Genomic DNA, 12223 nt, shown 5'->3' with positions numbered 1-12223 from the left:
TCGGTGGTCGCAACAAGTCGGACAAAGCAACAGGTCGATGCGGCTCTTGCAGCGGTTGAGGATGCAGACGCATCCAATTCTGACAAGGCGCAGATGCTGATGGAAATCGCCATGGGCCTGCAACAGGCTCCGCGCGACCCCGAAGACCTGCACGCGGCCGTCGATCTTTATCGGCGGGCAATCGCGCTGGTGCCGGCAGTCGAATCATTGGGTGCCGCCCGCATCCGCGCGCGGCTATCGACCGCGCTGATGGCAGTGCCTGCCAGCGACGCAGAGGCCATCAAGGCGGCGCGGTCAGAAATGACGACGGCCATTGCCACTCTGACAGCAGAGGGATCGGATGCAGAGATCGCCGAAGCCGAGATGAACCTCGGGCTGATCTGCCAGACCATGGCGGGGATGGGGCTCGCCCCGATTCAGCCCGCGATCAGTGCGTATCAGCGCGCCCTGCGCACCTTTGACCGGACTGCCTTTCCCAAGGAATTCGCGATCCTGCAGAACAATCTGGCGACGGCCTTCCTGTCGATGCCCTTTACCGAAGACTCCGGCAAGATGCGGGAGGCGCTGGCGGTTCAGGCGTTCGAGGAAGCGTTGCGCGTCGTCACCCTGATCGACCAGCCGGTCGAGTATGCCATGCTCCAGAACAACCTCGGCAATGCGCTGCAATATGTGTCATCCGCGCACCGGGTCGAGAACGGCTTTCGCGCGCTTGAGGCCTATGACGAAGCCTTGAAGGTGCGCACCCTGCGCGACATGCCGGAGGGCTATGCCAACACCATCGCCAACAAGGCGAACTGCATGGCAAACCTGCCCGACGATCCCGCGAACCCCGAGGCGGGCAATCCACGCAACGTGGCCGAGGCGGTTGCGCTGTTGCGCGAAGCGAAGGGCATTTTCGCCGCCCGCGGTGCCGAAGACAAGGCGCAAGCTGTCGCCGATGCGATTATCGAACTGTCGTCGCACCTTGCGCCGCACGGCGCATTCGCGTCCGACGCCAGGCACTGACTACACCAAACAAACCCGAAGAAGGAGGCTATCGCTTGATCACATTTGCTGCATTGGCCGCAGGATGCCTTGCCGCGCTGCTCGCTGGAGCCGTGGGCGGCGTCGCAGTCGGGAAATCCGCTCTCGGGACGGAACTCGCCGCCTATATGGGCGGCCTTTACGGCGCGATCGCTGGTGGGGCGGCTGTCGTCGCGACCGTCGTTGTTTTGTCGCTGATCTGAGGGAGGAGCGCACATGTTTGGCATGGCCATGAGTTCCGCAAAGCAGTTCTTTGCTGGAAAATTGTTCAAGAACAATGGGCAAGTGACTCTCCAGTTCGCGCTCGGTTCCCTTGTGGGGATCGTGGTCGGCGTCGGTGTCGGTCAGATCGCCCCGGTCTGGGCGGCAGCACTTGCCGCAGGTGGCGTGTCCGGATTGATCCAGCCCTTCCTCCTCAGAAACGTGAAGTACGCGTAATCCGATGCCAGACAGCGGCGCCCCAGAGCAGAGTGATCGACCCGGCCTCGACCGGTTGTTGGGCGATCTTCGCGCGCTCGAGGCACTGGCCGACGGGTGGGACGATGCGGCGCGTATGGGGGCCAAGGCTCAGGCTGCGGCGATTGACGCGTTGAATGCCGAAGCGTTCCGACGAATGATCCGAACGCTGAAGTCCCGCGACGGCTTTGGCAAGGCGCTGGCCGAGGCGGCGAACGATGAGGTCGTCTATGCCGTCCTGCGCCGGCACGGAATCCTGAAACCATCGCTGCATGAACGGGTGGAGGCCGCGCTCGAGACGGTGCGACCGATGCTGGCAAGCCATGGTGGCAACGCCGAGGTTGCCTCGGTCGAGGGCAACCGCGCCGAGATCCGGTTTCTGGGTGCCTGTGACGGCTGCCCGGCCTCGCAGCTTACCTTCTATGCCGGTGTCAAGAAGGCCATCGAGGACCATGTCCCCGAAATCACCGAGGTACGCCAAGTCAAGGGGCTGGGCGGTGGTGGCGCCGACACGGTGCATTTCACCTCGCCCTTTGCAGAGACTCTGGGGGGCAGCTGGATCAACGCGCTCGATCTGGCGAAGTTGCCAGATGGCACAACGCTGTTCGAGACCGTCGGCGGCGAGTCAGTCATCTTTGCGCGCCAAGGTGATCTGGTGACGTGCTTTCGCAACGCTTGTGCGCACATGGGTCTAGAGATGACCGAGGGTGCCGTCGAGGCGGGCATCCTAACCTGCCCGTGGCATGGTTTTCGCTATGCGCTGGAAAGCGGTGAGTGCCTGACCGCGCCAGAGGTGCAGTTGCATGCTCACGCAGTCCGGGTCATCGGCTCGCGCATCCAGGTCAGGATCGTGCCATGAAAATATCGCTGTCGCCCTCCTTCTCACCGATCAAGGCCGAGGGCACGGTGACACTCGGAGCGCCACTGCTGGACCCTGAGGGCGCGCGGGTGATCCTGGGATCGGATGGCGGAATGTTGGCCGACCCGATCACGCCCGCCGCGCATCGAATGTTTGGACCGCGTGGGGTTTGCTTGCACCCCGACGGCTCGTTCTGGGTCGCCGATACCGGGCACCACCGCCTTCTGGGCTGGCGCAAGCTGCCGGACCGTGACGATCAGTCGGCCGATATCCTGTTCGGCCAGCCCGCTTTCGGCCGCGAAGGACGCAATGCCAAGGGGCCGGTGACGGCAGCCACGCTGAACGTCCCCACCGGCATCTCCGCCTTTCGCGGCGGCCTGGCGGTGGCGGATGCCTGGAATCACCGGGTGCTGATCTGGCACCGCCTGCCCGAAGGCCCGGACAGTCCGGCCGACTTCGTGCTCGGTCAGGCCGATGCGGGGTCGGCGCTGGCCAATCGCGGCGCAGATGCGCCGACTGCCGCGACGCTGCACTGGCCCTATGGCCTGTCCGAGATCGACGGCAGGCTGGTTGTCTGCGACACCGGCAACCGCCGCCTGCTTGTCTGGAACGACCCGGTCGAAACCGGGCAACCTGCCGATCTGGTGCTGGGGCAGGACAGTTTCACCTGCCGCGACGAGAATGGCGGTGGGCCAGTCGCGGCGGGCTCAATGCGCTGGCCACATATGGCCAGCGGCTGGCGCCGCGGGCTGGCGGTGGCGGATGCGGGCAACAACCGGGTCATGGTCTGGTCCGGTTTTCCCCAGGCCAATGGTCAGCCTGCCGATGCGCTTGTTGGCCAGGCGGGGATGACCGATTGCGACCTGAACCGCGGTGCCTATTACCCGTCGTCGCTGGCAGTCAACATGCCCTATGCGCTCGGGGTGCTGTGCGACCGGCTGATTGTCGGGGATACCGCCAATTCGCGGATACTGGGCTTCAGCGAGACCGGCTTTGCGGCCGAGGCCGACCGGCTGACTGGCCAGCCTGATTTCGCCTCCAAGGGCGACAACCGCTGGGGACTGGCCTCGCGCGACAGCCTGTGCTGGCCCTACGGCTTGTCCGTTCGCGGAAGCACGGTGGCAGTGGCCGACAGCGGTAACAATCGCGTTTTGATTTGGGAGGCCGCGACATGACCGGGGCGCGCCTGACCGTGCGGGGGCAAGTTCAGGGTGTCGGCTTCCGGCCGACGGTCTGGCGGCTGGCGCGCGAGATGGGGCTGGCAGGCGACGTCAAGAATACGTCTGAAGGGGTGGTAATCCGGCTCTGGGGCGAGGGGCTGGACAGCTTTCCCGGCAGGCTGCGCGCCGCCCTGCCGGCGCTGGCTCGGATCGAGGAGCTGCGCGTCGAGCCGCTGGAGGATGCACCGCCTGCGGGCTTTGCCATCGTCGCCTCGGAGGCGGCCGGCACGATGCGCGGCTCAGTGACGCCGGACGCCGCGACTTGCCCTGATTGCCTGGCCGAGATCCGAGATCCGTTCCAGCACCGCTACCGCTATCCTTTCACCAACTGCACCAATTGCGGCCCACGCTTTTCTATCGTGCATGGCGCACCCTATGACCGGGCGCGGACGACGATGGCCCCGTTTGATCTGTGCGAGATCTGCGCGGGTGAGTATGCCGACCCCGCAGACCGGCGTTTTCACGCCCAGCCGGTCGCCTGCGGCCGCTGCGGCCCGCAGATCTGGATCGAGAAGCTGGGCCCCGGCGCGGTGAACCACGAAGCCTTCTCGATGCTCGATGACATCGACGCCACCGGCGGCATGATCCTGAACGGCCATATCGTCGCGATCCGGGGCCTGGGCGGCGTGCATCTGGCTTGCGACGCGACCAATGCCGCCACCGTCGCCGAACTGCGACGCCGCAAGGGGCGCAAGGGCAAGGCCTTTGCGCTGATGGCCCGCGATCTGGGCGTGGTGCGCGAATTCTGCGAAGTCTCTGAGGCCGAAGCCGAGGCCCTTTCCGGCCCCGAAGCGCCGATCGTGTTGTTGAAGTCGCTGCCGAACGCCTTGCCCGACGCCATCGCGCCGGGGCTGGACCGGCTGGGCGTGATGCTACCCTACACGCCGTTTTACCACCTGATCCTGCGCAGGATCGGCCGTCCCGTCGTGATGACCAGTGGCAATCCTTCGGGTCAGCCGCAATGCACCGGCAATCAGGAAACCCGCGACCGGCTGCCCGCCATCGCCGACTTTGCCTGCCTGCACGACCGCGAGATTGCCAACCGCATCGACGATTCCGTGGTGCGGGTGGACCTTGGCCGGCTGCGCGTCTTGCGCCGGGCGCGCGGCTTTGCTCCGGCTGGCCTGCCACTGCCGCCGGGTTTTTCTCGCAAGGCGCAGGTGTTGGCAATGGGAGGAGAGCTGAAGAACACCTTCTGCCTCGTCAAAGACGGCCAGGCGATCCTGTCGCAACACATGGGCGATCTGGAGGATGCCGCCACCCATGCCGATGCGGCGCGGAACCTGTCGCTCTACACCCGGCTTTACGACCATGCGCCGGGCGTGATTGCGGTCGACCGGCATCCACAATACCTGTCCACCCAGGCCGGGCGGGCGCTGGCCGGGGACCGACCGGTGATCGCGGTGCAGCACCACCATGCCCATATCGCCGCCTGTCTGGCCGAGAACGGTCGCCCGCTGGATGCGCCCCCGGTCCTTGGCGTCGCACTTGACGGCAGCGGCCTTGGCGATGACGGCACGATCTGGGGCGGAGAGTTCCTGGCCTGCGACTATCGCCGTTATGCGCGGGTCGGCTCCTGCAAGCCGGTGGCGTTGCCCGGCGGGGCGGCGGCGGTCCGCGAGCCATGGCGCAATGCCTATGCGCATCTGATGGCGGAAGTGGGCTGGGCCGAGTTCGCGATGAACTTCGACGGGCTCGAGATCTTCCGCAGGCTTTCGGCGGCGCCGCGCGCGACGCTGGATGCGATGATTGCCAGCGGCACCAATTCACCGATGTCGACGTCCTGCGGCCGCCTCTTCGATGCCGCCGCGGCCATTGCGGGCCTGGCATGGGACAGGCAGGACTACGAGGGCGAGGCGGCGATGCGGTTTGAGGCGGTGATCGACGCAGATGCGATGAACGAGCCGGAGGACCTGGCCTATCCGTTCAGCATTCCCCTGACCGGGGGCAAGGGCATGCCCTATATCGAGCCGCTGGCGGTCTGGCGGGCAATGCTCGGCGATCTGATCCTTGCCACCCCGATCGGTGTCATCGCGGCCCGCTTTCATCGTGGGCTGGCGCAGGCCGTTGTCCGGATGGCCGAGCGCATCACCGAAGATACGGCGATTGACACCGTCGCCCTTTCGGGCGGCGTTTTCCAGAATGCGACCTTGTTTTCTCTGGTCCACCGTGGGCTCGAAGCCCGCGGGCTGACCGTACTCAGCCACGCCCGAATCCCCGCGAATGACGGGGGACTAGCCCTGGGCCAGGCCGTTGTGGCCCTGGCCGTCAGCCAAACGGAGGAAGCCCCATGTGCCTTGGAATCCCGGGCAGGATTGTCGCAATCGCCGATGCCCGCCGAAAGCTCGCTACCGTCGAGGTGATGGGCGTCCGCCGTCAGGTCAATGTCGCCTGCATCCTGAAGGATGAGCCGATCGAAGCGCTGATCGGCACTTGGTCGCTGATCCATGTCGGCTTTGCCATGAGCCGAATCAACGAGGAAGAAGCGGCGCTGACCCTGGACGTGCTGCGCCAGCTTGGAGAGGCGCAGGTCGAGATCGAGGCGATGCAGGCCTCGGAAAGGATGCTGGCATCATGAACTACGCAGATGAATTCCGCGATCCTGTCGCTGCACGCGGCGTCCTAGCCGCCATCGCCCGTGTCACCGACGAAATTGGCGCGACCAAGGAAAAGCCCGTCCATATCATGGAGATCTGCGGCGGCCACACCCATGCGATCTTTCGCTATGGCCTCGACAAACTGACGCCGCCAGGGCTTGAGTTCATCCACGGACCGGGCTGCCCGGTCTGCGTGCTGCCGATGAGCCGGATCGACGAATGCGTCGAGATCGCAGAACGGCCGGGCGTCATCATGACCACCTTCGGCGACGCGATGCGGGTGCCGGGGCATCGCAAGTCGCTGATCCAGGCCAAGGCCGACGGCGCCGACATCCGTATGGTATATTCGCCGCTCGACGCACTGGAACTAGCTCGGCGCCACCCCGACCGCGAGGTAGTCTTCTTCGGCCTCGGGTTCGAGACAACTACGCCCTCGACTGCGCTGACGATCTTGCAGGCAGCAGCGGACAACCAGACCAATTTTTCGGTCTTCTGCAACCACATCACCGTGCCGCCGCCGATCAAGGCGCTGCTCGACGATCCGCACATGATTCTCGACGGCTTTGTCGGGCCGGGTCATGTCTCGATGGTGATCGGGGTGCGACCGTATGACTTCATCGCCCGTGACTATGGCAAGCCTATCGTAGTGGCGGGGTTCGAGCCCCTGGATTTGCTTCAATCGGTGCTGATGGTGCTGGAGCAGATCCGTGACGGCCGCGCCGAGGTGGAAAATCAGTACTCCCGCGTCGTCCCGGATGACGGCAACCCAGTCTCGCTTGCGGCCTGCGCCGAGGTCTATGAGCCGAGGCCCAGTTTCGAATGGCGCGGCTTGGGCGAGATCGATGCAAGCGGCGTGCGCATCCGCCCCGCCTATGCTGCTTGGGATGCCGAGGTCAAGTTCGGGGTCGGCTACGGCAAGGGTCCGCGCATGGTCGCCGAACCTGATGGCTGCCGCTGCGGTGACGTGATGACGGGCCGGATCAAGCCGCATGCCTGCCCGCAGTTCGGCAAGGGCTGCACGCCCGAGATGCCGCTCGGCGCGCTGATGGTCAGTTCCGAAGGCGCCTGTGCGGCTTACTACCAGTATGGCGGGCTGCGGTTGGAGGAGGCGCTGTGAACCAGCAGTTGCGCCCCCCCCGTCGCGTAGTTGCCGACCGGGTGACGCTGGCCCACGGCGGCGGCGGCAAGGCAATGCGCGATCTGATTGAGGATGTGTTCACCTCGGTCTTCGCGCCGCCGGGGATGGAGGATCAGGCTCGACTGATGCATCCTTCCCTGCTGGAGCCGGGCGCCCAGCTTGCCTTCACCACCGACAGTTTCGTCGTCTCGCCGATGGAGTTTCCCGGCGGCGACATCGGCACCATCGCGGTCTGCGGCACGGTCAACGACCTGGTCGTCGGCGGCGCGCGGCCGTTGTGGCTTTCGGCCGCCTTTATCATCGAGGAAGGCGTGCCGATCACCATACTTCGCCGGATTGCGGCCTCGATGCAAAGGGCTGCCGAGGCAGCAGGCGTGCGGATCGTGACCGGTGATACCAAGGTCGTCGGCAAAGGCTCGGGCGATGGGGTGTTCGTGACGACCTCCGGTGTCGGGGTGATCCCGCCGGGGCGCACCCTGATCGCGTCCTCGGTGCAGCCCGGCGATGTGGCTATCGTGAACGGTGTGCTCGGCGACCATGGCGCGGCGATCCTTGCCGCGCGCGGCGATATGGCTTTGACGACGGATATCCAGTCCGACTGCCAACCGCTCAATCGCCTGATGGAAGCGGTTTTGGCCGCAGCCCCCGCCGTGCGCTGCGCTCGCGATGCCACGCGCGGCGGCCTCGCCTCGGCCCTCAATGAGATCGCCGATGCGGCGGGTGTGGGGGTCGAGATCATGGAGGCCGACCTGCCCTTGCGCGCCGAGGTGAAAGGGGTTTGCGAAATCCTTGGCCTTGATCCGCTCTATCTGGCCAATGAGGGGACGCTAGTGCTGTTCGTGCCCCCCGATCAGGCCGAGGCCGCGCTCTGCGCCATGCAGGCGACCGAGGCGGGGCGCGGGGCCCGCGTCATCGGGCGCGCCACCACCGCTCATCCGCGCACTGTCATCATGAAGACCGTTTTCGGCGGCGGACGTATCGTCGACATGCTGGTGGGTGAACAACTGCCCAGAATTTGCTGACCAAATGGAAAACACAGGAGAGGGACGATCATGAAAAAGTTGACTAGCGGCCTTGCCGCCATTCTTGCCCTGCTGCCCGCGGCGGCGATGGCCCATACCGGAACGGGCGCGCATATCGACGCGATGCACGGCTTTCTGCACCCACTGACGGGCCTTGACCATGTGCTTGCGATGGTCGCCGTAGGGGTCTTTGCGGCGCAGCTTGGCGGACGTTCGCTTTGGGCGGTGCCAGCGGCCTTTGTGCTTGCGATGGTAGCGGGCGGTGCACTTGGGTACTTCGGAACACCGCTCCCGATGGTCGAGCAGGCCATCGCGCTTTCGGTCATCGTCATGGGCCTTGCCGTGGCCTTCGGGATGAAACTGCCGGTCGGTCCTGCAATGGCGCTGGTCGCGGTGTTCGCGGTGTTCCACGGCCATGCGCATGGCGCTGAAGGAAGCGGTTCCGGGTCGTTCCTTGGCTACGCTGTGGGCTTTGTAGTGGCGACCGCGCTTCTCCATGTGGCCGGGGTCGTGCTTGGTAGGACGCTGGAACGTCTTGGCGGCGGGCTTGCGCTGAACTCCCGGCGTCTGGTGGGTGCAGCGGGTGCCGTCGCTGGTGCCGCGATCCTGATGGGCTGACCGCTGTTGGCGGGGCCATCCCCGCCAACCCAACAAAAGGACTGGACCCATGCATGAGCTTGGCATGGCGCGCAGCATCGCTGCCATCATTGAGGAACATGCGCGCGGCCGCCCGATCAAGGGCGTGCGGGTCGCCATCGGGCCGCGCGCCTGCATCGAACGGGGGGCGCTGGCGTTCTGCTGGGATATCGTGACGGAAAAGACCGCACTGGCAGGGACGACCCTCGGCTTCATCGATGCCGAGGGCGACACCTTCACCGTGCGGGATTTCGAAATCAGGGAGGAAGCGTGATGTGTGGTGTCTGCGGCTGTGCCGATCCGAACAGTGAGGTCTCGATGACCGACGTCAAGACCGGCGTGACGCGAAAATTGTCCGACCGCGCCTCATCTCTCGCCGAGGCGCATGCCTTCGCCCATGCCCACGGTCTGCCACATGACCATCTGCATGACCACACGCACCACCACGATCATCTGCGTGACCACGGCCATTCCAAGGCCGACGCGCACGGCCATGTGCAAAGCCACAGCCATGACCACCCGCACGATCACGACCACATCCATGATCACGGGCACGGGCACGGGCACGGCACCGACAACCGCGTCGTGGCGCTTGAGGCCGCAATCCTGGGAAAGAATGACGCCATCGCCGCCCGCAACCGCGGCTGGTTCGAGGGGCGTGGCGTGCTTGCCCTGAACTTCGTCTCCTCTCCCGGGTCGGGCAAGACGGCCCTTCTGGAGGCAACGATAAAGGCTCTGAAGGATCAGGTGGCAATCTCGGTCATCGAGGGCGACCAGATGACCACAAACGACGCCGACCGCATACGTGCCGCCGGTGCGCCTGCGATCCAGGTCAATACCGGTGCGGGGTGCCATCTTGAAGCCGATATGGTCGCCGAAGCCGCCCGTGCGCTGAACCCGGCACCGGGCTCGCTTCTCCTGATTGAGAACGTCGGCAACCTGGTGTGCCCGGCGATGTTCGATCTTGGCGAAGCCATGAAGATCGCTGTGATCTCGACCACCGAGGGCGAGGACAAGCCGCTGAAATATCCGCACATGTTCCGGGCGGTGAAGATCGTCATCGTGAACAAGATGGACCTTGCCCCGCATGTCGGGTTCGACGAGGCAGCCTGTTGCGACAACATTCGCGCCGTGAATCCAGGGGCTGAAATCATCTGCCTGTCGGCGAAGACCGGTCAGAACCTCGAGACATGGTTGGACAGGCTGATGCAGCTCCGCAATGCCATCTGAAGACACGTCGAATGGTCTACATCTCTTCGTGTGGGGCGTTGTTGCACAACTCTGTCTGCCTAGGATTCACATCGTGAATCCATGCGGTTAGACAGGCCGAATGAGTAAGCCATCACCCGCCCGCTACCGCACGACGAACTGGTCCAGCTACACTGCCTCGCTGCGCAAGCGCGGGTCTTTGCTGATCTGGCTGGACAAGGAGATGACCTGGCTCGCGCCGCCGGACGGCGGCCCAGGTCGCCCTGCGGTGTTCTCGGATGCCGCGATCCAGCTCTGTCTGACGATCAAGGTTTTGTTCAAGCTGCCCTTGCGGCAAACCACCGGGATGGTGGCCAGCCTGCTGAAGATGGCGAACCTGGACTGGGCCGTGCCGGATTACACGACCTTGTGCCGGAGGTAGAAGACGCTCGCCGTCCAGATCCCGTATCGGCGCGTCGACGGCCCGCTGAACCTGCTGGTGGGCAGCACCGGGATCAAGTTTCGCGGCGACGGCGAATCGCAGGCCCGCAAGCACGTCATTCAGGGCCGCCGCCAATGGCGCAAGGTGCATCTGGCCATGGATACCGCCACTTCGGACATCCGCGCCGTGGAGTTTACCCCCAGCAGCGATGGTGACAGTCCGGTTCTGCCGGAGTTTCTCAACCAGATCCCCGAGGGTGTCACTGTACCCCAATAAATCAGATTCGGCGGATTCAGCACATTTTGGGGTATTTCTGTACCCTTAATTGCAATACATCCACAGGCCCGGCGCTTCAGGATTTTAACCCATCTGAGCGCTTCCAGATTGCATCGGCACGCGTCAGAAGCGCTTGACGATTTGCGTTGGGTCCGAGCTCGGAGATGGCCTGACGCGCTGCCAGCAGAGCGCTCGCGGATGCACTGCTGGGATGGCTTATTCCATGTGTTTCCTGCTTGTGCACATGCGCTGCCTCACGCCGTCCCGGAAGCCGCCGGTCCAAGTCCCGCGACAATCGGCGGATCTTCTCAATCACCCGGCGATGCCGAGGAAAGACCCGGCGCAACTCCCGGACCACCTGATCGTTTCCTCGCAGGATGATGGCGGCACCTAACAAGGGACGGGTCATGCCGACACCGATCGTTGCAAGCGCGATGAGCCTTTCGCGCGCATTGGCGGAAATGACGGACGCTGAGCGGCCGGCGCCGAGCAACGATACGACACGCAGGGTCAAATCGATCCGGCGCAACCGCCTGAGATCGTTGGCCACGACAACCGTTTTCAATGCTTGTGCGCCACGAATTCCTCGCGCAAGAAGCCGATCTGATATAGCCCCGGCTGGACTTTTCGCCGCGAGGGCCTGACCACAGGCCTTGCAGATCAGCGACCACGCGAAGCGCCAATGGCGAAGAACCAGGTCGGGCGTTTTCTGCACACATCCGGGACAATACTGGAAGTCATGGCGCGCAACGCATCGCACTGAATGATGCACCGTGTCCGGGAGGGTCATGGCGGCGATCTCATTAGGGATCCGCTGAACCCCCTCACATAGCCGGGCCCAGTTCACCGTGTGCAAGTCACTTTCACGCTCCGGCACCCTGCCCTGCCCCAGACCGAGATAGCCGCAAAGTTCTTCCGCGGAGCAATGATTGGCCTGCGCCAGCCGCCCGATCCAGCTCGACAGAAGCTCATCGTGTGCAGGCGGCGGTCGAAATGGTAGCGGTCTTACGGTCACCCGAATGCAGAGGCGGGCACGCGAGGGATGTTCCAGGCGTGCTTCGTCCATACCGGTTGCCAGGTGTCGCGTTGTCCCTAATTAGGGAGTGGACAGAACATGGGGGTCGTCGTCGGTGATCTGGCCTGTGCTAAGGTAAGCTCTTTGTATGGGGGGCTGCCATGGACGTACGGATTACAATCGAAACGACCTTCGACAACGGGGAGAAGAGCACTCATCAGCTTGACGGCATTTCTCGACCATACCGGGTGACCTGCCCAGACGGGATCGGGCTGCGCCTCGAGGATGGGAAAAGGATCCTCGAACAGATCCAGAGGGTAATCCTTTACGATCAGGTCGATGAGATCATTC

General features: G+C 64.4%; 13 protein-coding genes and 2 pseudogenes. 14 read left to right on the top strand and 1 reads right to left on the bottom strand.

The window, feature by feature from the left end:
* The first annotated feature begins 3 nt into the window (after nucleotides 1-3).
* From Q8K08_RS00365 to Q8K08_RS00305, 13 genes and pseudogenes are all read left to right on the top strand, one after another.
* A complete protein-coding gene (locus Q8K08_RS00365) occupies nucleotides 4-1005 on the top strand; it encodes a hypothetical protein (protein WP_305248810.1) in 1002 nt (333 codons plus the stop codon).
* 35 nt (nucleotides 1006-1040) lie between these two features.
* Nucleotides 1041-1226 (top strand): hypothetical protein, encoded by a 186-nt coding sequence (locus tag Q8K08_RS00360; protein WP_305248809.1) that lies wholly within the window; start codon nucleotides 1041-1043, stop codon nucleotides 1224-1226.
* 13 nt (nucleotides 1227-1239) lie between these two features.
* A complete protein-coding gene (locus tag Q8K08_RS00355; protein ID WP_305248808.1) occupies nucleotides 1240-1461 on the top strand; it encodes a hypothetical protein in 222 nt (73 codons plus the stop codon).
* 4 nt (nucleotides 1462-1465) lie between these two features.
* On the top strand, nucleotides 1466-2338 hold the full coding sequence (locus tag Q8K08_RS00350; protein ID WP_305248807.1) for a NifU family protein: 873 nt from the start codon (nucleotides 1466-1468) through the stop codon (nucleotides 2336-2338).
* Nucleotides 2335-3513 (top strand): NHL repeat-containing protein, encoded by a 1179-nt coding sequence (locus Q8K08_RS00345; protein ID WP_305248806.1) that lies wholly within the window; start codon nucleotides 2335-2337, stop codon nucleotides 3511-3513. Before Q8K08_RS00350 ends, Q8K08_RS00345 begins: the two co-directional genes overlap by 4 nt.
* Complete coding sequence (hypF, locus tag Q8K08_RS00340; RefSeq protein ID WP_305248805.1) at nucleotides 3510-5921, top strand: carbamoyltransferase HypF; 2412 nt, start codon at nucleotides 3510-3512, stop codon at nucleotides 5919-5921. Before Q8K08_RS00345 ends, hypF begins: the two co-directional genes overlap by 4 nt.
* Entirely contained in the window at nucleotides 5849-6136 is a 288-nt protein-coding gene (gene hypC, locus Q8K08_RS00335) for a HypC/HybG/HupF family hydrogenase formation chaperone (protein WP_305248804.1), read from the top strand. The genes hypF and hypC overlap by 73 nt, the downstream gene beginning before the upstream one ends.
* Nucleotides 6133-7272 (top strand): hydrogenase formation protein HypD, encoded by a 1140-nt coding sequence (gene hypD, locus Q8K08_RS00330; protein ID WP_305248803.1) that lies wholly within the window; start codon nucleotides 6133-6135, stop codon nucleotides 7270-7272. Before hypC ends, hypD begins: the two co-directional genes overlap by 4 nt.
* Nucleotides 7269-8315: a hydrogenase expression/formation protein HypE gene (gene hypE, locus Q8K08_RS00325; RefSeq protein WP_305248802.1), complete on the top strand. Its 1047-nt coding sequence runs from the start codon at nucleotides 7269-7271 to the stop codon at nucleotides 8313-8315. The genes hypD and hypE overlap by 4 nt, the downstream gene beginning before the upstream one ends.
* A gap of 30 nt (nucleotides 8316-8345) precedes the next feature.
* A complete protein-coding gene (locus Q8K08_RS00320) occupies nucleotides 8346-8933 on the top strand; it encodes a HupE/UreJ family protein (protein WP_305248801.1) in 588 nt (195 codons plus the stop codon).
* 49 nt (nucleotides 8934-8982) lie between these two features.
* Nucleotides 8983-9225 (top strand): hydrogenase/urease maturation nickel metallochaperone HypA, encoded by a 243-nt coding sequence (locus Q8K08_RS00315; RefSeq protein ID WP_305248800.1) that lies wholly within the window; start codon nucleotides 8983-8985, stop codon nucleotides 9223-9225.
* 44 nt (nucleotides 9226-9269) lie between these two features.
* Complete coding sequence (gene hypB, locus Q8K08_RS00310) at nucleotides 9270-10181, top strand: hydrogenase nickel incorporation protein HypB (protein ID WP_305248799.1); 912 nt, start codon at nucleotides 9270-9272, stop codon at nucleotides 10179-10181.
* Between the two features lie 100 nt (nucleotides 10182-10281).
* A pseudogene (locus Q8K08_RS00305) lies at nucleotides 10282-10833 on the top strand (IS5 family transposase); the annotation flags it as partial.
* A gap of 100 nt (nucleotides 10834-10933) precedes the next feature.
* On the opposite strand, the gene Q8K08_RS00300 reads toward Q8K08_RS00305, so the two are convergent.
* Nucleotides 10934-11923, bottom strand: coding sequence for a TniQ family protein (locus Q8K08_RS00300; RefSeq protein WP_305248798.1), 990 nt, complete (start codon nucleotides 11921-11923; stop codon nucleotides 10934-10936).
* A gap of 110 nt (nucleotides 11924-12033) precedes the next feature.
* On the opposite strand from Q8K08_RS00300, the pseudogene Q8K08_RS00295 reads away from it, so the two are divergent.
* Nucleotides 12034-12223: pseudogene (locus Q8K08_RS00295) on the top strand (ISKra4 family transposase); the annotation flags it as partial.

This window comes from Pseudotabrizicola sp. (genome assembly GCF_030684215.1).
GTDB lineage: Bacteria > Pseudomonadota > Alphaproteobacteria > Rhodobacterales > Rhodobacteraceae > Pseudotabrizicola.
This window is presented reverse-complemented; position numbering and strand designations above follow the sequence as displayed.